Below are 20858 nucleotides of genomic sequence, written 5' to 3'. Positions count from 1 at the left end.
AAAACGCATGACCGGTGTTCCTACCGGTGTGTCACTGATGTCGAGCCGCCGGCGTTGTCGACTCGGGCCAGTGGATGGCGTAGGCGAATTCGTCGCCGTTGCCCGACAGACTGAGCACAGGTTTGCCGGCGGCTTCGGCGTTGTCGATCAACTGGTCGTAGGCGAATTTGTTCTCGTGTCCGGCATGGGTGGCGGCTTCGATGCGCTCAGCGTTCGCGCCTGCCTGTTCCTTGAGGTCATCGACCCTCACGGCTTTGCTCAGGTGCGAATTCAGCAGCCAGATACGCTCGGCATCCAGTCCTCTGCGGCTGACTGATATCAGCCCTTCGAAGTCATCGGAGGGAAACCAGGTGGGGGGTGTGTCGCGGGCCGCTGAATTGAAACTCATGTTTTCTTCATGAGGCACTACTTCCAGGTCGCGGGTGTCGAGCACATACAGAAACATTTCCCGCTGACGTGTGCGTGTTGATTCATAGCGGCGATCACGATCCCACGGCACCGGGCTTGTGGCGTCGGACCATTCGGACGATGAGCTGCTCTCGGTATCACTGACATCGCTGCCCGAGGCGCTATCGTCAGCATCCCGCCCCGGGTATTTGCTCGTCTGGCTGTTGAACCGCAAGTACTCGGGGTCAGGCTCCCTTGCGTACACCAGGCCTTCTTTGAGGCTGAAGGTTGCGCTCATCGGCTTATGCGTGGTGGCGCCCGGTTTATGCTGGTAGCGCGGTAGCATGAAGCCGTCATTGGCGAGCTCGAACGGTGTGCGTTCATCGCCACGGAACAGCGCCGGCACGTCGGTGCGGTACAGGCAATTGTTCTTGTTGCGCAGATAGCCGAGTTTGCCCAGCAGCGCTTCACGCACCGGTGCGGTCAAACTGGTTTCCGGGCTGTACCAGTCATGCCGGGCATCACGCTTGAGGTTAAGTTCCTCGACAGCCTCGCGGCTCAGTTGCTCGAGACGCTGCGGATGGTCGAGATCGTCGATCAGGTGTTTGTGTGCCTGCGCCCATTGCGGCATTTTCAGTTCGGTCTTCAGGTCCTGTTGCAAGCGGGCCAGCTGGCTGGGCAGCAGGTTATAGGACTGCAGAAATGCTTCGCGCTGTGCAGGATTCATGCTTGGGTGCAGCCAGCGCAGGGTGTCGCGCAGCAAGTCGCGGTGCGGGTTCGTGACTTCGGGAATCGCCCATTGCGGACTCTTGCCGCTGGCTTGGGCTTCGGTGCGAAAACGCACGAGATCCTGGCCATGGATGTTGTACACCTGCCAGATCTCATGGTCTGTCCAATGCTTCAAGAGCGTGGGCTGGGCACCGAATCCGCCTGCGGGCGGATCGACCGGGATCCAGTGACCAAAAGCGTCCATAAAGGCAAATTGCGTGATCGCGTTGTTCGCCCCGAATGCGGGGGCCAGTTCGTAATAGCCTTGGGCATCCGGTGAACGCAGCGATGCCTTGTACAGATTCGAATCGAGGTGGGCGGGTCGAGGCCGTTTCGCGACGGGGTTGATCCCCGGTTGATCGCCCGGTAGCGGCGCAGGTCGTTTTGTCGAGGCCATGGCGGGTGCCGGATGCTCCGTCAGGCGCCAGGTCAACCGGCCTTCATTCCGGTACAGCGGCGGTCCGGACGCGGACCGCTCGGTGACCATCTTGCAGCGATAAACCCCATCGGCATCCTGGCCGACATGGGTGGTGCGCAAGTCGCCTTCATATTCGACGTCGACAAACTGTCGTCCGACGATCCAGCGAAAACCGTCATCCTCCGCCGGTTTCATTCCACGCAGGAAGTCGTCACGCAGCCAGTAAGTGTCGGGGGAATTATCGCTTGCGAGGCGGGCAGGGTTCGTCGCCTGCATCGGTTGGATGACCACGGCAGGCGGGGGGGCATCCGCGACCGGTCGGCCGCCAGCGGTGTCAACGGGATTCTGGCCACTCGGCAAACCCGGTAACCGGAAAATCGAAGGGCCACCTGGAGTGAACGGTGTGTCGGTACGCAGGGGCGGGAATGTGCTCGCTTCAGGTTGTTGCGTTGAACTCTGGGGTGGTTTGCGCGGTGTCTTTGGACTCATGGCGTACTCGAAATCAGTTGATGTATTGAAACCCTCGCTTCGTCAGTTGAATTGATTGTTGGGCAGGCAAGTGCAGGCGGTCTCACTTTAATGGGTGAGAATATGCCGAAGGGTTTCAAATATGTGGATTTAATCTAACTGGTTTTTCAAGTTATGGAAGGCGCTGGGGTGAGGGTTCGTAATTCATATGTAACTTTGGTTGTTTTTAGTTTGAAGTGTGCGAAGTTGCGGTTTGGTAAATAAGGATTCTTACCGTGGACGAGTAAGTTTGAATAAGAGAACAGCGCTGCTCTTGTCGGAGAATTCCTAAAAGAGCAGTGCAGAAGGATTAAGGCTTGTGTATCGCCAGATTCAATAGGCGTAACGCAACAAGGTATGAGGCAAGTGCCGCAGGACGAAAAACCCGAACAGCGCCAACATTGCCGGCAGGATCAACCACCAGATCTTGAACGGCATGGGATTGAGTGGGGTTTTACGCTGGCTCAGCCACAGGGCGGCAGCGCAGACACAGGCGGCAAGCATGGCGCCGGCCAGCACGTCGGTTGGCCAATGAGCGCCCAGATAGACCCGCGACAGGGCGATGGAGAGGGCCGGAATACAGGCGATCAGCAACCAGGTCAGGCGCATGCGTGGCGGCTGGCCACGGCCGGCGAGTACCGCCAGGGTCAGAAACAGTGCAAACGAACCTGAGGCATGACCACTGGGCATGCTGTAAGTGGTCAGTGGGTCGGTCAGCACTTCCGGACGCACCCGGGCGAAGAAGTATTTGGTCCCGGTGTTGGCCAATGCGGTCACCAGCAGCGTACCGCCAACGAAGATCGCATGACGCCATTGCCGGCACACCAGCAACAGGCCGGTCAGCAGGACGCTGAACAGCAGCATGTTGCGGAACTCACCGATCAGGGTCAGTGTGACCGCAATTTCATCCAGCATTGGCTGGCGATGTTCCTGCACCAGTGTCATCACCCCTTGATCGAGCGCTGTCAGGTACGGATAGCCGATGAACAGGCCAATCAGAATCAACAGGCTCATGCTGCTGATCCAGATGGTCGCGCGACGGTGGCGACGCAGGCTGCTGTTCACGCTGAGACCGACCATTGCGGCGATGCTGCCAGCGACAATGCCGGCCTCCAGCCAGAAACCTTCAGGCAATGGCAGGCGGAAGGCCGCGCCGGTGGCCCAGCCCGGCAGCAGATAGGCGAGACTCCAGCCGGCGGCCGCCAGCAGGCTGACGGCGGCAAAACGCGGGAAGGGCATGTCGCACATGCCGGCGACCATGGGCAGCATCGGTCGCAATGGCCCTATGAAGCGGCCGACCAGCAGACTGGCAATGCCGTAGCGCTGGAAATACGACTCGGCGCCGGCCATCCATTCCGGATGATGCCGTAGCCCCGGCAGGCGCCGAATGTTCTGGTGGAAATGGCGACCGAGGAAGTACGAAACGGCATCGCCGAGAATCCCGCCAAGGAAGCCCAGCAACAAGGTCTCGCTCAGTGACAGGGCGCCGCTGCCGGCCAGCACGGCGACGGCAAACAGCAGCACGGTGCCCGGCACGATCAAACCGGCAATCGCCAGGCATTCCACAAAGGCCACAATGAAAACTGCAGCAGCCAGCCATTGTGGATTGGCTGCCAGCCACCCGGTAATGCTATCGAGCCATGGGCCCATACAGAAAAACTCCAAATCATTAATGGCCTCATGTAGGAGCAGCCTTCGGCAGCTCCTACATGAGTGTGTGTTTACAGCAGAAAATAATCCCGGCCTTCGACCTGACCCCGTCGCAGCGGGTTCCGCGTGCACCATTGCGCATAGTTGGCGTCGACAAAGCGGTACATCAGGTGCTCGTCACGGCCATGGGGAATGCCCAGGCGGGTGGTTTGAATGATGTGCGAAGGTGCCGGCCCGATGTCTTCTACCAGAAGAACTTCATGATCAAAACGCTTGGCATCCCACACCGGCACCTTCAGACCCAGCGCTTTGCACAGCAGGGTTTGCCCGGCGCAGAGCTTTTGCGAAGGCCGCGCACGTCCCTGCGCGTCGGGATTGTTCAGCAGCATCTGCGCCAGACTCGCCGGCCCGCTGATTTCATCGACCCACGGATAGGCGGATTTGATCAGTACCGCATTGCCCGGCCCCTGCGCACTGAAATTCAGCGAATCACCGCCACGGGCGTAATACATATAGATGTGGCCGCCATCCAGAAACAAAGCCTTACGCTTTTCTGTGTAGCCCAACGAGGCGTGGCTGCCTTTTTCTGCGCAGTAATAGGCTTCGGTTTCGATGATTCGCGCGCTCAGCCACAGATTGCCGACCCGGTGACGAATGACTTTGCCGAGCAGATCCTGCGCCAGCACTTGCGCATCACGGTCGAAAAAGGCGTCCGGCAGCCCTAGCGGCAGGCGTTCGGCGCGGTGGCGAACGGTCAGGTTGGACATGGCAGGCAATGTTTATCCAGGCTCAGGAGGTCGTGATGATAACAACGCGCGGCTTAATTGGGCCTGAACACCGGCGAATCCGCGTTCATTTCGACCATCCGCCCGTCACCGCTGTTAGTCCCGGGACGCGACAGCTATAATCTGCCGCTTTCCTCTTTGCCAAGACCCCAGCAGACCATGACTGAGTCCGTTCTTGACTACATGACCCGATTGGGTCGCGCCGCCCGCGAAGCCTCCCGGGTCATCGGCCGTGCCAGCACCGCGCAGAAAAACCGCGCCTTGCAGGCTGCTGCCAATGCCCTGGATGCCGCGCGCGCCGAGCTTGCCGCCGCCAATGAGCAGGATCTGGCTGCCGGTCGCGCCAATGGTCTGGAACCGGCACTGCTGGAGCGTCTGGAACTGACCCCGGCGCGCATCGACGGCATGATCGTCGGTTTGCGGCAGGTCGCTGCACTGCCGGATCCGGTCGGTGCGATCCGTGATATGAGCTTCCGTCCGTCGGGCATTCAGGTCGGCAAGATGCGCGTGCCGCTGGGCGTGATCGGAATCATCTACGAATCCCGACCCAACGTGACCATCGATGCTGCCAGCCTGTGCCTGAAGTCCGGCAACGCGACCATCCTGCGCGGTGGCTCTGAAGCGATTCATTCCAACCGGGCGATTGCCGCCTGCATTCAGCGCGGTCTGGCCGAGGCCGAATTGCCGGCTGCCGTGGTGCAAGTGGTTGAAACCACAGACCGTGCCGCCGTTGGCGCGATGATCACCATGCCTGAATACGTCGATGTGATCGTACCGCGCGGTGGTCGTGGCCTGATCGAGCGAATCAGTCGCGATGCCCGGGTTCCGGTGATCAAGCATCTGGACGGTATCTGCCACGTTTACGTCAGTGCCCATGCCGATCTGCCGAAAGCTCAACGCATTGCTTTCAACGCCAAGACTTATCGCTACGGCATCTGCGGTGCGATGGAAACCTTGCTGGTCGATCAAACTGTTGCCAAGGATTTCCTGCCGTCGATGGCCGCCCAGTTCCGCGAAAAAGGCGTCGAACTGCGCGGCTGCGAGCGCACCCGGGCGATCATTGAGACTGTTGCCGCCAGCGAAGACGACTGGAACACCGAGTACCTGGCGCCGATTCTGTCGATTCGCGTCGTCGACGGTCTGGATCAGGCCATCGAACACATCAACCATTACGGCTCCCATCACACTGACTCGATCGTCAGCGAAAACCTCGCCGACACCCGTCGCTTTGTGGCCGAAGTCGATTCGGCGTCGGTGATGATCAACACGCCGACGTGCTTCGCCGATGGATTTGAATACGGATTGGGTGCCGAGATCGGCATTTCTACTGATAAGCTGCACGCCCGTGGCCCGGTGGGCCTCGAAGGACTGACCTGCGAGAAGTACATCGTGGTCGGTGATGGCCAGTTGCGCGGCCAGGCGCCGGTCTGACTTGACCGACCTCGACCTGACAGCGCCGACCACCGGCAGCGAGCCCCGCCCCCGACGCATTGGCGTATTGGGCGGTACGTTCGACCCGGTGCACATCGGCCATTTGCGCGGTGGGCTGGAAGTCGCCGAAGCGCTGGCGCTCGACGAGTTGCGCTTGATGCCGAACGCGCGGCCGCCCCATCGCGGTACGCCGCAGGTATCGGCGCAGGATCGCTTGGCGATGGTCGAGTGTGCGGTGGCCGGAATGCCGCCGCTGGTGGTGGACGCCCGCGAATTGCAGCGGGACAAGCCGTCCTGGACCATTGATACCCTGGAGTCGATGCGCGCTGAAATGCCCGCCGAGACCCAGGTTTTTCTGCTTTTGGGCTGGGACGCATTTTGCGGCCTGCCCACTTGGCACCGCTGGGAAGAGATGCTCCAGCATTGCCACATCCTGGTGCTACAGCGCCCGGACGCCGACAGCGAACCGCCGGATGCCTTGCGCAACCTGCTGGCAGCGCGTTCGGTGAGCGACCCGCTGGCCCTGAAAGGGCCGAGCGGACAGATTGCATTCGTCTGGCAGACACCGCTCGCGGTTTCCGCCACCCAGATCCGTCAACTGCTGGCCAGCGGTAAGTCGGTACGTTTCCTGGTGCCCGACGCGGTCCTGGCCTACATCGATGCGCACGGTCTGTACCGTGCGTCGAACTGAACAAGGCGTGCTTCACTGATACGAATCCACGTGTCGCCAAGCCGCCGAATATATGAGCAAAACGAGTTTTATATGACTGATAAAGACCTACCCAAAGTAAAGCGCAAAGGCACATTCAAGAGCGCGCCGCTGCCTGAGCCGGTCAACACCAATGAGCCGCTCACTGGCGCACAACTGGTCGACCTTGCCAAGGTGGCCCTGGAAGACGTCAAGGCGCAGGATATTCAGGTCATCGATGTTCGCGACAAGCACAGCATCACTGACTACATGATCATCGCCACCGGTACCTCCAACCGCCAGATCAACGCGATGCTCGACAAAGTTCGCGAAGAAGTCAAAAAGCAGGGCGCCAAGCCGCTGGGCGAAGAAGGCAAGGGCGACAGTGACTGGGTGCTGTTGGACCTGGACCTGGTGATCGTGCACATGATGACCGCCTCGGCACGTCAGTTCTACGATCTGGAGCGCCTGTGGGCCGGTGCCGAGCAAAGCCGTGCGGCCGACGCCAAGCACCACAGCCCGGAAAACACCCACGAGCATTTCACCAAGCTCAACAAAGACCAGCTGTAAGGGATTGCTGTGCGACTGCGCCTGATCGCCGTCGGTTCACGCATGCCCAAGTGGGTGGAAGAAGGCTGGCATGAATATGCCAAGCGTCTTCCGTCCGAACTGGCGCTGGAACTGGTGGAAATACCGCTCAATACCCGTGGCAAGAATGCCGACGTGGCCCGTTTCATCCGTCAGGAAGGCGAAGCCATGCTGGCCAAGGTCGGGCCGAACGAGCGGATTGTCACGCTGGAAGTCCACGGCAAGCCGTGGAGTACCGAGCAACTGGCGGTCGAACTCGATCGCTGGCGGTTGGATTCGCGCACGGTCAATTTCATGGTCGGTGGCCCGGAAGGGCTGGCGCCGGAAGTCTGCGCTCGTGCCGATCAGCGCTGGTCGTTGTCGCCGCTGACGTTGCCGCACCCGTTGGTGCGGATCCTGATCGGCGAACAGTTGTATCGTGCCTGGACCGTGCTGTCCGGTCACCCTTACCACAAGTAATCCAGCCCTCATGTCTCAGCCGATCCGCATCAAGGACCACGAAAAGGACGCACGCCTGGTGCGTAGCCGCGTCGTGTTCGGGGCCATTGCGATCATGTTGCTGATCGGCGTGTTGATCGCGCGGCTGTATTACTTGCAGGTGATCCAGTACGAGTACCACTCGACGCTCTCGGAAAACAACCGTGTCCATGTGCAGCCAATTCCACCGACCCGTGGGTTGATTTTCGACCGCAACGGCGTGGTGGTGGCGGACAACCGTCCAAGCTTCAGCCTGAGCATGACCCGCGAGCGCTCCGGCGACTGGCAGCAGGTACTCGACGTCATCGTCGAAGTGCTGGAGCTGACGCCTGAGGACCGGGTGATCTTCGAGAAACGCATGCGTCAGGGGCGCCGACCGTTCGAGCCGGTGCCGATCCTGTTCGAGCTGACCGAGGAGCAGATCGCCCGGATTGCGGTGAACCAGTTCCGGCTGCCCGGCGTAGAAGTGGTGGCGCAGCTGGTTCGTCACTATCCGCAGGGCGCGCACTTTGCGCACTCGGTCGGCTACATGGGGCGGATCAACGAGAAAGAGCTGAAGACCCTCGATCCGGTCAACTACAGCGGCACCCACCACATTGGCAAGACCGGCATCGAGCGTTTCTACGAGCCGGAATTGCACGGTCAGGTCGGTTACGAAGAAGTCGAAACCAACGCCCGCGGCCGCGTCTTGCGCGTGCTCAAGCGCACTGATCCGATTCCCGGCAAGGACATTGTTCTGAGCCTGGACATCAAGTTGCAGGAAGCCGCGGAGGCTGCGCTCGGTGGACGTCGTGGTGCGGTAGTTGCGCTCGATCCGAAGACCGGCGAAGTGCTGGCGATGGTCAGTCAGCCGAGTTTCGACCCGAACCTGTTCGTCACCGGGATCAGCTTCAAGGCCTATGCCGAGTTGCGTGATTCCATCGACCGGCCGCTCTTCAACCGCGTGTTGCGCGGTCTGTACCCGCCGGGCTCGACGATCAAACCGGCGGTGGCAATTGCTGGCCTTGATTCCGGTGTGGTCACTGCGTCGAGCCGGGTATTCGACCCTGGCTACTACATGCTGCCCAACTATGACCACAAGTACCGTAACTGGAACCGTACCGGTGACGGTTTCGTCGACCTCGACACGGCGATCATGCGGTCCAACGACACCTACTTCTATGACCTGGCCCACAAGCTCGGCATCGATCGGCTGTCGGCTTACATGAACAAGTTCGGCATCGGCCAGAAGGTCTCGCTGGACATGTTTGAAGAATCCCCAGGTCTGATGCCGTCCCGCGAGTGGAAGCGGGCGACGCGCAAGCAGGCGTGGTTCCCCGGCGAAACCCTGATCCTCGGGATCGGCCAGGGCTACATGCAATCGACTCCGCTGCAGTTGGCACAAGCCACAGCGCTGGTGGCCAACAAAGGCGTGTGGAACCGTCCGCACCTGGCCAAATCCCTCGAAGGGGTGAAGCCGGTGGATGAAAATCCGATGCCGGACATTGTCCTGCGTGATCCGTCGGACTGGAACAAGGTCAACCACGGCATGCAGCAGGTCATGCACGGTGCCCGTGGTACCGCGCGCAAAGCGGCGATCGGCGCGCAATACCGCATCGCCGGCAAGTCAGGTACCGCGCAGGTCGTGGCGATCAAACAGGGCGAGAAGTACGACCGCTCCAAGGTTCAGGAGCGTCACCGCGACCACGCCTTGTTCGTCGGTTTTGCTCCGGCCGATGATCCACGCATCGTCGTATCGGTGATGGTCGAGAACGGTGAGTCCGGTTCCGGCGTTGCCGCGCCGGTGGTGCGCCAGGTCATGGATGCCTGGCTGCTCGATCAGGACGGACGTTTGAAGGCCGAATACGCCAGCCCAATCAGTGCGGAGGCTACGGCCCGTGATGAATAATTTTGATCGCATGCTCTCCAGTGAGGATGTGATGCGTCGCCGCGCGACGCTGCTGCAAAGACTGCATATCGATGGCCCGTTGTTGATCCTGCTGCTGATCCTCGCCGCCGGCAGCCTGTTCGTGCTGTATTCGGCCAGTGGCAAAAGCTGGGATCTGCTGGCCAAACAGGCCACTTCGTTCGGTATCGGTCTGGTGTCGATGATCGTCATCGCCCAGTTCGAACCGCGTTTCATGGCCCGTTGGGTACCGCTCGGTTATGTGATCGGCGTGGTGCTGCTGATGGTGGTGGACATCATGGGCCACAACGCCATGGGCGCGACGCGCTGGATCAACATCCCCGGGGTGATCCGCTTCCAGCCCTCGGAGTTCATGAAGATCCTGATGCCGGCGACCATCGCCTGGTATCTGTCCAAGCGCACGTTGCCGCCGCAACTCAAGCATGTCGGCATCAGCCTGATGCTGATCGGTGTGCCGTTCATCCTGATCGTCCGTCAGCCTGACCTCGGCACTTCGCTGCTGATTCTCGCCGGTGGTGCGTTCGTGCTGTTCATGGGCGGGTTGCGCTGGCGCTGGATTCTCAGCGTGCTGGCAGCGGCGATCCCGGTGTCGGTGGCGATGTGGTTTTTCATCATGCACGACTACCAGAAGCAGCGAATCCTGACCTTCCTCGACCCGGAAAGCGATCCGCTCGGCACCGGCTGGAACATCATTCAGTCGAAAGCCGCGATCGGTTCCGGCGGCGTGTTCGGCAAGGGCTGGCTGCTCGGCACCCAGTCGCACCTGGACTTCCTGCCGGAAAGCCACACCGACTTCATCATTGCCGTACTCGGCGAAGAGTTCGGTCTGGTCGGTATCTGCGCGCTGTTGCTGATCTATTTGTTGCTGATTGGCCGGGGGCTGGTGATTACCGCTCAAGCCCAGACGCTGTTCGGCAAATTGCTCGCCGGCGCGTTGACCATGACGTTTTTTGTTTACGTTTTCGTCAACATCGGTATGGTCAGTGGCCTGTTGCCGGTTGTAGGGGTGCCGTTGCCGTTCATTAGCTACGGAGGAACTTCGCTGGTGACGCTGCTGTCAGCGTTTGGGGTTTTGATGTCGATCCATACCCATCGCAAGTGGATCGCACAGGTTTGAATAAGGTGAAGAGTTCAATGCAAGTTATGCGTGGCTGGGCGACTCGATGCGCGCCATTGGTAGGCCTGATGGGCCTGCTGGGCAGCGTGCAGGAAGCGCTGGCCGGCGAATACGAAGGCTCGCCGCAGGTGGCCGAGTTCGTCGGTGAAATGACCCGCGACTATGGTTTCGCCGGTGAGCAACTGATGGCGGTGTTCCGTGAGGCTCAACGCAAACAGGCGATTCTCGACGCCATTTCCAAACCTGCCGAGCGGGTCAAACAGTGGAAAGAATATCGCCCGATGTTCATCACCGACGCGCGTATCGCCCGTGGTGTCGACTTCTGGCGTCAGCACGAGACCACCCTTGCCCGGGCCGAGCAGGAATACGGCGTGCCGGCACAAGTCATCGTGTCGATCATTGGCGTTGAAACCTTTTTCGGACGTAATACCGGTAATTACCGGGTGATCGATGCCTTGTCCACGCTCGGTTTCGACTATCCTCCCCGTGCCGAATTTTTCCGTAAGGAACTGCGTGAGTTCCTGCTGCTGGCGCGTGAAGAACAGGTCGATCCATTGACCCTCAAAGGCTCTTACGCCGGGGCCATGGGCCTGCCGCAGTTCATGCCGAGCAGTTTTCGCGCCTATGCGGTGGATTTCGACGGTGACGGCCACATCAATATCTGGAACAACCCGGATGATGCGATCGGCAGCGTCGCCAGCTACTTCAAGCGTCACGGCTGGGTCGCCGGTGAACCGGTGGTCAGCCGTGCGGATGTCCGCGGCGAACAGGTCGATGAAGGCCTGACCACCGGCATCGAGCCGACGAAAACCGTTGGAGAGTTGCGGGCGCTGGGCTGGTCAAGTCATGATGCGCTGCGCGATGATATGCCGGTTACTGCATTTCGCCTCGAAGGCGAGAACGGCCCTGAATACTGGATGGGCCTGAAGAATTTCTACGCGATCACGCGTTATAACCGCAGCGTGATGTACGCCATGGCCGTACATCAACTGTCTGAACAGCTGGTACAAGCACGGGGCGTCAAGTAATGCGGGCATTGCCTAACAATAAACCCCTGAAGCTGGTGGCATTCGCTGCGTTGGCGGTGCTGGTCGCCAGTTGCTCGACCAGTCGTTCGCCGACTCAGAAAACCACCACGACCGCTGTGCGAGCCCAGCCGGGCCTGGACATCAATCGTGCGCATAAAGATGGCGCGCCGTGGTGGGACGTCGACGTATCGCGCATCCCGGATGCCACGCCGACCCTGCACACCGGTCCTTACAAGGCCAACCCGTACACGGTGCTGGGCAAGACCTACTTCCCGCTGCAGGAATCGAAGACTTACGTGGCTTCGGGCACGGCGTCCTGGTACGGCACCAAGTTTCACGGTCAGAACACTGCCAATGGCGAGGTCTACGACCTTTACGGCATGAGTGCCGCCCACAAGACATTGCCACTGCCAAGTTACGTTCGGGTGACCAACCTGGACAACAACAAGAGCGTGATCCTGCGGGTCAACGACCGTGGGCCGTTCTATTCCGACCGTATCATCGACCTGTCCTATGCTGCGGCGAAGAAGCTCGGTTATGCCGAAATCGGCACCGCGCGGGTCAAGGTCGAAGGCATCGATCCTCAGCAATGGTGGGCCGCCAAGGGCCGTCCGGCGCCTTTGATGCTCAACGAGCCGCAAGTCGCGCAGAATAGCGCCCCGGTGATCACGGCCTCGGCCGGCACCGTCGAGCAATGGACGCCACCACCGCAGCAACATGCCTCCGACACCGTCCCTGTGCCGATGAGTGCAAAAAAAAACGCTTCTGCACCAGCGTCTGGCCAGTATCTGCAGGTGGGCGCGTTCGCCAACCCGGACGCTGCAGAACTGCTGAGGTCGAAGCTCAGCGGGATGGTGAGCGCTCCGGTGTTCATCAGCTCGATCGTGCGCAATCAACAGACTCTGCATCGGGTTCGCCTGGGGCCGATCGGCTCGCCGGGTGAAATTGCCCAGGTGCAGAACAGCGTGCGCCTGGCCAACCTTGGTTCGCCAAGTGTGGTCACCGAGTAATACGTAGAACTTGATTGACGGTTCACTTGCGGTATCGGGGGGTGAACCAGGTTGTTGGCTCGTCGAAGAACAAAAGCCCGGCAAGGGTGACTGGAGTGAGCAACTGAACACGCGATGACTCGTTAGAAAGTCATCTGATTAAATTTTGTCCGCAAGGACAGTTTCCATTAGCGATTTCGAGAGACGGATGAACATCACCACCTTTGCCAAACGCCTGTGTCTGCTAGTCCCGCTGCTCCTCTCGCCAGCCGCCTTCGCGGCCGAGATGATGCCGTCGCCACCGCAACTGGCTGCCAAAGCCTACGTTCTGATGGATGCCAGCAGCGGCAACGTGCTGGTCGAGAACAATGGCGACCAGCGTCTGCCACCGGCCAGCCTGACCAAGCTGATGACCGCTTACATCGCGACCCTGGAAATTCGTCGCGGCCAGATCGGTGAAAACGATCCGGTGACCGTCAGCGAAAACGCCTGGCGCACCGGCGGTTCGCGGATGTTCATCAAAGTCGGCTCGCAGGTGACTGTCAGCGACCTGCTGCACGGCATCATCATCCAGTCCGGCAACGACGCCAGCGTGGCGCTGTCCGAGCACATCGCCGGCAGCGAAGACGCGTTCGCCGACCTGATGAACAAGACTGTGACTGATCTGGGCATGACCAACTCCCACTTCATGAACCCGACCGGTCTGCCAAACCCGGAGCACTACTCGTCGGCTCACGACATGGCGATCCTGGCCCGTGCGATCATCCACGAAGACCCGGCTCACTACGCGATCTACTCGCAGAAAGAGTTCTTCTGGAACGGCATCAAGCAGCCTAACCGCAACCTGCTGCTGTGGCGCGACAAGACCGTTGACGGTCTGAAAACCGGTCACACCGACGAAGCCGGCTACTGCATGGTGTCCTCGGCTGTACGTGACGGCCAGCGTCTGATCGCCGTGGTGTTCGGCACCAACAGCGAAGTGGCACGCGCCGCTGAGACCCAGAAGCTGCTGACTTACGGTTTCCGCTTCTTCGAAACCCAGACCTTCTATCAGAAGGGCACCGAACTGGCTCAGGCCCCGGTGTGGAAAGGCACCACCAATCAAGTCAAGGCCGGCCTGGCTGAAGACCTGACCATGACCCTGCCAAAAGGCCAGCTGAAAAAGCTTGCTGCGAGCATGACCATGAACCCGCAACTGACCGCGCCAATCGCCAAGGGCGACGTGATCGGTAAAGTCGAAGTCAAACTGGAAGACAAGGTCGTGCACAGCGCTGACCTGATCGCTCTGGATGGCGTCGAGGAGGGTGGTATCTTCCGCCGCATGTGGGATAGCATCCGTCTATTCTTCTACGGCTTGTTCAACTGATTTGTGTTGACCTGCATGGCCCCGCCCCGACCTGGTGCGGGGCCATGCGCGTTATCACGGCTTGCGCTCAAGAGGCCGTTACGCCATGACCGATACCGAAGTAAAGGCGCCAAAGATCGAATTTCCCCAGGTTGATTATCCGGTTAAGGTGATCAGCGACACGGGGGTGGGCCACAAAGACAAGATCATCGAAATCGTGAAGAAATTCGCGAAGATCAACGATGAGCGTGTCGACGAGCGTTCGAGCAGCAACGGTAAATACACCACCATTCAGTTGCACATCGTCGCGACCGACCAGGATCAGCTGTACAACATCAACAGCGAACTGCGGGCGACCGGCTTCGTGCACATGGTGTTGTGATGCCGGGCACGCTGGGCTTTCGTGAGCTCGGCCAGATGGCGTACGAGCCGGTCTGGCATGCCATGCAACGCTTCACCAACGAACGCGGCAGCGATGCCGCCGACGAAATCTGGCTCGTCGAGCACCCACCGGTGTTCACTCAAGGCCAGGCCGGCAAGGCCGAACACTTGTTGCTTCCGGGAGATATTCCGGTGGTGCAGGTCGATCGCGGCGGGCAGGTGACTTATCATGGCCCCGGCCAGTTAGTGGCCTATCTGCTGCTGGATGTACGCAAGCTGGGTTTCGGCGTGCGCGATCTGGTCAGCCGCATGGAGCTTTGCCTGATTGAACTGCTGGCCAGCTACGGCGTAACCGCTGCCGCCAAGCCAGATGCTCCCGGCGTCTATGTCGACGGAGCGAAAATCGCTTCTCTGGGTTTGCGGATTCGCCACGGTTGTTCCTTTCATGGCCTGGCCCTGAACGTGGATATGAACCTGGAACCGTTTCGACGGATTAATCCCTGCGGCTATGCCGGGCTGGCGATGACCCAGCTGAGCGACCACGCAGGATCGATTGAATTTGCCGAGGTAAGTGCCCGGCTGCGCGCGCAGCTCGTCAAACACCTCGACTATGCTGAGCAGACGACCCTGACGGGCGGAATCGACTGATATGACTACTGATGCAGTGCAAACCATGATCCCGACGCTCGACGTGACCGAGCGCCCGGCCCCGCGTCCCAAGGTAGAAGCCGGCGTCAAGCTGCGCGGCGCCGAGAAGGTTGCACGCATCCCGGTAAAGATCATTCCGACCACCGAACTGCCGAAGAAACCTGACTGGATTCGCGTGCGCATCCCGGTTTCGCCGGAAGTCGACCGGATCAAGAGCCTGCTGCGCAAGCACAAGCTGCACAGCGTCTGCGAAGAAGCATCCTGCCCGAACCTTGGCGAGTGCTTCTCCGGCGGGACCGCGACCTTCATGATCATGGGCGACATCTGCACCCGTCGCTGCCCGTTCTGCGACGTCGGCCACGGTCGTCCGAAGCCACTGGACGTCAACGAGCCGCAAAGCCTGGCCATCGCCATTGCCGACCTCAAGCTCAAGTACGTGGTGATCACCTCGGTTGACCGCGACGACCTGCGTGACGGCGGTGCCCAGCACTTTGCCGACTGCATCCGCGAAATCCGCAAACTGTCGCCGAACGTGCAGTTGGAAACCCTGGTTCCGGACTACCGTGGCCGCATGGACGTCGCGCTGGAAATCACCGCGGCCGAGCCGCCGGATGTGTTCAACCACAACCTGGAAACCGTGCCGCGCCTCTACAAGGCAGCGCGTCCGGGTTCGGATTACCAGTGGTCGCTGACCTTGCTGCAACGCTTCAAGCAGATGATGCCGCATATTCCGACCAAATCCGGCTTGATGCTGGGTCTGGGTGAGACCGACGAGGAAGTCATCGAAGTCATGAAGCGCATGCGCGAACATGACATCGACATGCTGACCCTCGGCCAGTACCTGCAACCGTCCCGTAGTCACTTGCCGGTGCAGCGGTTTGTGCACCCGGACACCTTCGCCTGGTTCGCCGAGGAAGGTTACAAGATGGGCTTCAAAAACGTTGCCTCGGGGCCGCTGGTGCGTTCTTCATACCACGCCGACGAGCAAGCGAAGCTGGTCAAGGCGGAGTTGCTGGGTTCCTGATCCGGCGCTGAATGAAAAACTGCCCGCCGAGGTTTTAACGCCCGGCGGGCATTTTTTTGCCCGTCTTACATTCGATGCTGATTTTTCCTGCAATCTGCGGCGTGGCCGACCCTCTTCTGTTTGCCCCCGTTCCTGACTACTGTGTGTGCATGACTCACAGGGAGATCCAAGGATGACCGTTCGACCGACCCATACTCTTTGCCCACACAGGGCCGTGCCTGCACTGCCCTCGGAAGGGTTGATCGGCGTCATTGCGCCTGCCGGCCCTGGCGCTCTGGACACCGATGAGGCGGTGCGATGGATGCGAGCCCGCGGTTATGGGCTGAAGGTGTTTCCCGGTGTTTATGAAAAAGACGGCTATCTGGCTGGCAGTGACGACGTGCGTTTGCGCGATCTGCATGCGGCGTTCGCTGATCCCGAGGTCGATGCCATCATTTGCCTGCGCGGCGGCTACGGCACGCCGCGCTTGCTCGACCGGATCGATTACGACCTGCTGAGCCGCCATGCCAAGCCATTCGTTGGTTACAGCGATATCACCGCGCTGCACCTGGCAATCAGTCGTTACGCAGGATTCGTGACCTTCCACGGGCCGCTGCTCAACGCCGACTTGTTGGGCGACAAGGAGCCGCCGACGGTCACTTCATTCTTCGCCATGCTGCGCGGGCAATTGAAGGCGGGGAGTGTGCTGAGCCATCCAGTGGCTTATCCGTTGACTACCGTCGAACCTGGCATTGCGCACGGACGCTTGCTCGGCGGTAATCTGGCGATGATCGCCGCAACCTTGGGCACGCCTTACGAGATTGATGTCGAAGGGGTGATTCTGCTGATCGAGGACATCAACGAGCCGCTGTATCGTATTGACCGGTTGCTGACCCAGATGCGTCTGGCCGGCAAGTTGGCCAAGTTGCGCGGGGTGTTGGTTGGGGATATTGCTGGCGTGGATGTCGAAGCGCTGAACCGCTTGCTCAAGCAGACCTTCGAGCCTTTACGAATTCCGGTTTTGTCTGGCTGGCGTAGCGGGCATTGTGATCCGAACCTGACATTGCCGATGGGCGCGTTGGTGCGGCTGGACGCCGGGAAGCAGGAATTGATGCTGGAGCAGGATGTGGTGATCAAGGCTTAAAGATTTATTGCCTGATATTCAGTCTTCGCGAGCAGGCTCGCTCCCACATGGGTTCTGTAAACGACAGAGATCCAATGTGGGAGCGAGCCTGCTCGCGAAAGCGGTATACGCCATACGACAATCGTTCTACTGAGTACGCAGGCTTTCCAGCAACTTGTGCGTCGGATACCCGTCCGCCGGCCAGCCAAATGACTGCTGGGCACTGCGAATCGCTTTGCGCGTATTGGCGCCAATAATCCCGTCCGCCGTGCCGGCATCGTAATTGCGCGCACTCAGCAGGGTCTGCAACTCCATACGCTCGGTGCGGCTCAGCGGCAGGTCATCTTTTGGCCAACTGCCGTTGATCAAGCCGCCACCGCTGAAACGCTCGGACAACAGGCTCACTGCCAGCGCGTACGACGAGGAGTTGTTGTACTTGAGGATCGCCCGGAAGTTGTCGAGGATCAGGAATGCCGGGCCGCGATAGCCCGCCGGAAGCAGCAGGGCGGCCGACAGCTGGTCAGTGCCCGCAGGCACCTGACCGCCATTCGGCAGAGTCACGCCCAACTGACGCCATTCGGCGACACTCTTGCGAATCGCGCCATCAGCCAGGGTGTAGTTGAAGCTGCTCGGCAGCTGCACTTCAAACCCCCACGGCTGGCCACGTTGCCAGCCGGAGCTTTGCAGGTAATGCGCAGTTGAGGCCAGCGCATCGGCAGGACTGCCCCAGATATCGCGGCGACCGTCACCGTCGAAATCCACTGCGTGAGTGTTGTAAGTGGTCGGAATAAACTGGGTCTGCCCCATGGCGCCAGCCCACGAGCCGAGCATCTTCTCTGGCGTGATGTCACCCTGTTGCAGGATCTGCAGCGCAGCGATCAATTGCGCATGAGCAAAGCCCGGCCGACGGCCTTCGTAGGCGAGGGTGGCCAGCGAATTGATCACCGATTTGCTGCCCTGAAACTGACCGAAATTGCTTTCCATACCCCACACCGAAACCAGTGCCTGACGGTCAACGCCATAACGCTGTTCAATGCTTTGCAGGATGTCGGCGTACTGACTGATCAGTGCCTGACCTTTACGTACGCGCAGCGGCGAGAGGGCGCCATCGAGGTATTCCCACACTGGCCGGGAGAACTCCGGTTGACTGCGGTCGGCCCTAATCACGCTGGCGTCGAAGCTGACATTGGCGAACGCGCGATCGAACAGATCCGCGCGAATTCCGGCGGCCAGGGCATCCTTGCGGAAACCGGCCTGCCATTCAGCGAAGGTTTGAGTCGGTTGCAGGTCGAGAGGGTCGGCGGACGGCACTACCGGCGGGATGATCGCTGGGGCCGTTGCGACAGGCGCGGCTTGAAGGGGCTGCGCGTCGGCGGCGGTCGGTTTTTCCGCGCAGGCGACAAGCAGAATGAAGCTGGAGGCAGCGATCAGTTGGCGAACAGGCCAACGACGGGAAAGACTTAGGGGCATGCACAGTTCCAGGAAAACGAATCAGGTGCAGACCTTAACATGACCGGGGGGTACTGCGCTTTAAGCGGCCAGAAAGTAAGAAGCCTCCCAGCTGTCAGACTGGAAGGCTTCGCGGCGGTAGCTGCCTTTACCCTTGGTTGGTCGTTCCTGGCGACTACGGAACAGGGGCTGGGCGACGATGGATTTGGCCTTGTTGGGGCCATGTTTCGATGGCTTTTTGCTCATGAGGATTCTCTCGATTGAGTGGGTTTTGCGGGGGAAATAATCTGCCGATGTCAGGCGTCTGTCCAGTCCCTGTTGTGTAGGAATGTTCTGGCGCTTTCGCGAGCAGGCTCGCTCCCACATTTGGAATGCATTCCAATGCGGGAGCGAACTTGCTCGCGAATGGCCGTTATGCGGTAGAGCAGGTTATTCGGCGGGGAGTGTCAGGCGCTGGCCGGACATCAACAGTGCCAAGCGACTCAGGCTCATCCACGGCGAACCGGCCGCCTGGCCTTTGATCTGCGCGTCGATCCGCTGTGCTTCGAGCAGCAACTGCGCCCAGCGTTGCGCCGAGTAGCGTTGCAGGGCTTTGCTCATCAACGGTTTGCGCTTGTCCCAGACCGGCGGTTTCGCTTGGCTGAAACACTTGTCCAGCGGCGTGCCCTGGCTGTATTGCAACGAGATATTGGCCAGCAGACGTAGCTCGCGAGCAAGCGCCCAGAGAATCACCGGCGGTTCGACACCTTCGCCGCGCAGCCCTTCAAGCATGCGCAGTGCGTGGGCCGGCTCGCCGTTGAGCACGGCATCGGTCAGGCCGAACACGTCAAACCGCGCACTGTCGGCCACAGCGGCTTGCACGGTTTCGACGGTGATCTGGCCACCTTCGGCCATCAACTTGAGCTTTTCGATTTCCTGCGCGGCGGCGAGCAGGTTGCCCTCGACACGCGCAGCAATCAATTCGACGGCGTCCTGACTCGCCGATAGCCCGGCCTGAGAGAGACGCTGACGAATCCAGCTCGGCAACTGATTGGCATCCACCGGCCATATCTGGATGAACTGGGTTTGCTGACCTTCGACCAGCGCCTTGCCCCACTTGGTTTTCTGCGCGCTGCCATCCATCTTGGGCAGGCTGATCAGCAGCACCGTATCTTCGGCGGGACGCGAGCAATATTCGATGAATGCAGCGGCGCCTTTGTCGCCGGGCTTGCCCGAAGGCAGGCGTAGTTCCAGCAGGCGTTTTTCCGAGAACAACGACATGCTGGCGCCGGCCTGCAACAACGTGCCCCAATCGAAATTGGCGTCGGCGGCGAAGACCTGGCGTTCATCAAAACCTTGCTGACGCGCAGCACTGCGGATAGCGTCGGCGGCTTCCTGACACAGCAGCGGGTCATCGCCGCTGATGATGTAGACAGGCGCCAAAGTACCTTGCAGGTGTTTACCGAGTTGGGCGGGAGCGAGCTTCATAAGAAAGGTCGAACGGGGCGCCTGAGCGCCCCGAACATCTTACTGCTGCGGGATTTCGAGCGGCGACTGACGCGGAGTTTCCGCTTCAGCTTTCTGCGCCGCTTCCAACGCGTCGGCTTCTGCCTTGGCACGGTTGTTCGCAGCTTGCTGCAATTGCTCCAGTTGAACTGGGGTCAGCTGTTGCAGGCGCAGCATCATGCGTTGAACCAGCTCGCGGCGGATATCGCGACGGGCGTCGCTGGCTTCCTGGTCGGAGCCGACGAGGTTGTTGCCGTCGTGGATAAACACTTTCTGTACTTCAAGCTTGTCGCTCAGCAGAGAAAGGTTTTTGTCGCCACGGATGTCGTAGCTCAGGACGGTAGTGACCTGATACTCACCGGTACGACCGGCGCCGGCGTAGCTGAGGATGCGCTGGCTTTCCTGCTCGTCAGCCAGGAACAATTTGTACGGCGCGCCGCTGTAAACCTTGACGCCGCTCGACTCCAGTACCTGACGCAGTTGCGTGACCGTCTCGCCGTAGGCATTACGGGCGCTCAGATCAAGCTCCTTGATCGTCAGTTCGTTGGTGCCGGTGCCGCGCAGCTGGAAACCGCAGGCGCTCAAGAGAACGGCGAGGCCCATCACCAGCAGATTGCGTTTGATCATTGTGTTGCTCCCCTTGAAACCAGGTGGGCCGACCGTGCGGCCCGAAAGGTTTTATCCG

Annotated in this window: 20 protein-coding genes; 13 read left to right on the top strand and 7 right to left on the bottom strand. The window is 60.2% G+C overall.

Going from position 1 to position 20858, the window contains the following annotated elements; all coding sequences use genetic code 11:
* Positions 1-31: 31 nt before the first annotated feature.
* From HU754_RS26585 to HU754_RS26575, 3 genes are all read right to left on the bottom strand, one after another.
* The gene (locus HU754_RS26585; RefSeq protein ID WP_225919949.1) at positions 32-1849 is read right to left on the bottom strand and encodes a hypothetical protein; all 1818 of its coding nucleotides are present in this window, start codon (positions 1847-1849) and stop codon (positions 32-34) included.
* 564 nt (positions 1850-2413) lie between these two features.
* Positions 2414-3730, bottom strand: a complete 1317-nt coding sequence (locus tag HU754_RS26580; protein ID WP_186621790.1) for a bifunctional DedA family/phosphatase PAP2 family protein — start codon at positions 3728-3730, stop codon at positions 2414-2416.
* Between the two features lie 71 nt (positions 3731-3801).
* Entirely contained in the window at positions 3802-4497 is a 696-nt protein-coding gene (locus HU754_RS26575; RefSeq protein WP_186621792.1) for a DNA-3-methyladenine glycosylase, read from the bottom strand.
* Positions 4498-4674: 177 nt separating this feature from the next.
* Between HU754_RS26575 and HU754_RS26570 the strand changes: the two genes are divergently transcribed.
* The 13 genes from HU754_RS26570 to HU754_RS26510 all read left to right on the top strand — a co-directional run bounded on the left by HU754_RS26570 (position 4675) and on the right by HU754_RS26510 (position 17260).
* Positions 4675-5946, top strand: a complete 1272-nt coding sequence (locus HU754_RS26570) for a glutamate-5-semialdehyde dehydrogenase (protein ID WP_186621794.1) — start codon at positions 4675-4677, stop codon at positions 5944-5946.
* Positions 5915-6637, top strand: coding sequence for a nicotinate-nucleotide adenylyltransferase (gene nadD, locus HU754_RS26565; RefSeq protein ID WP_437182474.1), 723 nt, complete (start codon positions 5915-5917; stop codon positions 6635-6637). Before HU754_RS26570 ends, nadD begins: the two co-directional genes overlap by 32 nt.
* 72 nt (positions 6638-6709) lie before the next feature.
* Positions 6710-7204 (top strand): ribosome silencing factor, encoded by a 495-nt coding sequence (gene rsfS / locus HU754_RS26560; RefSeq protein ID WP_186621805.1) that lies wholly within the window; start codon positions 6710-6712, stop codon positions 7202-7204.
* 9 nt (positions 7205-7213) lie between these two features.
* Positions 7214-7681, top strand: a complete 468-nt coding sequence (gene rlmH, locus HU754_RS26555) for a 23S rRNA (pseudouridine(1915)-N(3))-methyltransferase RlmH (RefSeq protein ID WP_003185785.1) — start codon at positions 7214-7216, stop codon at positions 7679-7681.
* Between the two features lie 10 nt (positions 7682-7691).
* Positions 7692-9587: a penicillin-binding protein 2 gene (mrdA, locus tag HU754_RS26550; RefSeq protein ID WP_186621807.1), complete on the top strand. Its 1896-nt coding sequence runs from the start codon at positions 7692-7694 to the stop codon at positions 9585-9587.
* Positions 9588-9618: 31 nt separating this feature from the next.
* Positions 9619-10722 carry a rod shape-determining protein RodA gene (gene rodA / locus HU754_RS26545; protein ID WP_175559619.1) on the top strand — a complete coding sequence of 368 codons (1104 nt, stop codon included), beginning with the start codon at positions 9619-9621 and terminating at the stop codon, positions 10720-10722.
* Positions 10723-10739: 17 nt separating this feature from the next.
* Complete coding sequence (gene mltB, locus HU754_RS26540) at positions 10740-11750, top strand: lytic murein transglycosylase B (RefSeq protein WP_186621814.1); 1011 nt, start codon at positions 10740-10742, stop codon at positions 11748-11750.
* Positions 11750-12760, top strand: a complete 1011-nt coding sequence (locus tag HU754_RS26535) for a septal ring lytic transglycosylase RlpA family protein (protein WP_093434584.1) — start codon at positions 11750-11752, stop codon at positions 12758-12760. The genes mltB and HU754_RS26535 overlap by 1 nt, the downstream gene beginning before the upstream one ends.
* Positions 12761-12947: 187 nt before the next feature.
* Positions 12948-14105, top strand: coding sequence for a D-alanyl-D-alanine carboxypeptidase family protein (locus HU754_RS26530; RefSeq protein WP_038361911.1), 1158 nt, complete (start codon positions 12948-12950; stop codon positions 14103-14105).
* An 85-nt stretch (positions 14106-14190) separates the two neighbouring features.
* Complete coding sequence (locus tag HU754_RS26525) at positions 14191-14466, top strand: DUF493 domain-containing protein (protein WP_008087908.1); 276 nt, start codon at positions 14191-14193, stop codon at positions 14464-14466.
* Entirely contained in the window at positions 14466-15113 is a 648-nt protein-coding gene (gene lipB, locus HU754_RS26520) for a lipoyl(octanoyl) transferase LipB (RefSeq protein WP_008087909.1), read from the top strand. Before HU754_RS26525 ends, lipB begins: the two co-directional genes overlap by 1 nt.
* 25 nt (positions 15114-15138) lie before the next feature.
* Entirely contained in the window at positions 15139-16137 is a 999-nt protein-coding gene (gene lipA, locus HU754_RS26515) for a lipoyl synthase (protein WP_167394918.1), read from the top strand.
* Positions 16138-16309: 172 nt separating this feature from the next.
* A complete protein-coding gene (locus tag HU754_RS26510; protein ID WP_186621816.1) occupies positions 16310-17260 on the top strand; it encodes a S66 peptidase family protein in 951 nt (316 codons plus the stop codon).
* 126 nt (positions 17261-17386) lie between these two features.
* Here the strand turns inward: HU754_RS26510 and HU754_RS26505 are convergent, their stop codons facing one another.
* The 4 genes from HU754_RS26505 to HU754_RS26490 form a co-directional block, all read right to left on the bottom strand.
* Entirely contained in the window at positions 17387-18709 is a 1323-nt protein-coding gene (locus tag HU754_RS26505; protein WP_186621818.1) for a lytic murein transglycosylase, read from the bottom strand.
* A 60-nt stretch (positions 18710-18769) separates the two neighbouring features.
* Positions 18770-18934, bottom strand: a complete 165-nt coding sequence (gene arfA, locus HU754_RS26500; protein ID WP_016986126.1) for an alternative ribosome rescue factor ArfA — start codon at positions 18932-18934, stop codon at positions 18770-18772.
* A gap of 183 nt (positions 18935-19117) precedes the next feature.
* The gene (holA, locus tag HU754_RS26495) at positions 19118-20155 is read right to left on the bottom strand and encodes a DNA polymerase III subunit delta (protein ID WP_077574662.1); all 1038 of its coding nucleotides are present in this window, start codon (positions 20153-20155) and stop codon (positions 19118-19120) included.
* Between the two features lie 39 nt (positions 20156-20194).
* Entirely contained in the window at positions 20195-20800 is a 606-nt protein-coding gene (locus HU754_RS26490) for an LPS-assembly lipoprotein LptE (protein ID WP_116029851.1), read from the bottom strand.
* Positions 20801-20858 lie beyond the last annotated feature (58 nt).

Origin of the sequence: Pseudomonas zeae (assembly GCF_014268485.2) — a bacterium.
In the GTDB taxonomy this organism is placed as follows: domain Bacteria; phylum Pseudomonadota; class Gammaproteobacteria; order Pseudomonadales; family Pseudomonadaceae; genus Aquipseudomonas; species Aquipseudomonas neuropathica.
This window is presented reverse-complemented; position numbering and strand designations above follow the sequence as displayed.

Bases quoted from the DNA above. Each gene is read 5' to 3' on its own strand.
- mltB (WP_186621814.1), top strand. From the start codon at position 10,740: ATGCAAGTTATGCGTGGCTGGGCGACTCGATGCGCGCCATTGGTAGGC.
- HU754_RS26570 (WP_186621794.1), top strand. From the start codon at position 4,675: ATGACTGAGTCCGTTCTTGACTACATGACCCGATTGGGTCGCGCCGCC.
- HU754_RS26535 (WP_093434584.1), top strand. From the start codon at position 11,750: ATGCGGGCATTGCCTAACAATAAACCCCTGAAGCTGGTGGCATTCGCT.
- HU754_RS26510 (WP_186621816.1), top strand. From the start codon at position 16,310: ATGACCGTTCGACCGACCCATACTCTTTGCCCACACAGGGCCGTGCCT.
- holA (WP_077574662.1), bottom strand. From the start codon at position 20,155: ATGAAGCTCGCTCCCGCCCAACTCGGTAAACACCTGCAAGGTACTTTG.
- rodA (WP_175559619.1), top strand. From the start codon at position 9,619: ATGCGTCGCCGCGCGACGCTGCTGCAAAGACTGCATATCGATGGCCCG.
- mrdA (WP_186621807.1), top strand. From the start codon at position 7,692: ATGTCTCAGCCGATCCGCATCAAGGACCACGAAAAGGACGCACGCCTG.
- lipA (WP_167394918.1), top strand. From the start codon at position 15,139: ATGATCCCGACGCTCGACGTGACCGAGCGCCCGGCCCCGCGTCCCAAG.
- rsfS (WP_186621805.1), top strand. From the start codon at position 6,710: ATGACTGATAAAGACCTACCCAAAGTAAAGCGCAAAGGCACATTCAAG.
- nadD (WP_437182474.1), top strand. From the start codon at position 5,915: ATGGCCAGTTGCGCGGCCAGGCGCCGGTCTGACTTGACCGACCTCGAC.
- arfA (WP_016986126.1), bottom strand. From the start codon at position 18,934: ATGAGCAAAAAGCCATCGAAACATGGCCCCAACAAGGCCAAATCCATC.
- HU754_RS26580 (WP_186621790.1), bottom strand. From the start codon at position 3,730: ATGGGCCCATGGCTCGATAGCATTACCGGGTGGCTGGCAGCCAATCCA.
- HU754_RS26525 (WP_008087908.1), top strand. From the start codon at position 14,191: ATGACCGATACCGAAGTAAAGGCGCCAAAGATCGAATTTCCCCAGGTT.
- HU754_RS26585 (WP_225919949.1), bottom strand. From the start codon at position 1,849: ATGCAGGCGACGAACCCTGCCCGCCTCGCAAGCGATAATTCCCCCGAC.
- HU754_RS26575 (WP_186621792.1), bottom strand. From the start codon at position 4,497: ATGTCCAACCTGACCGTTCGCCACCGCGCCGAACGCCTGCCGCTAGGG.
- HU754_RS26505 (WP_186621818.1), bottom strand. From the start codon at position 18,709: ATGCCCCTAAGTCTTTCCCGTCGTTGGCCTGTTCGCCAACTGATCGCT.
- HU754_RS26490 (WP_116029851.1), bottom strand. From the start codon at position 20,800: ATGATCAAACGCAATCTGCTGGTGATGGGCCTCGCCGTTCTCTTGAGC.
- HU754_RS26530 (WP_038361911.1), top strand. From the start codon at position 12,948: ATGAACATCACCACCTTTGCCAAACGCCTGTGTCTGCTAGTCCCGCTG.
- lipB (WP_008087909.1), top strand. From the start codon at position 14,466: ATGCCGGGCACGCTGGGCTTTCGTGAGCTCGGCCAGATGGCGTACGAG.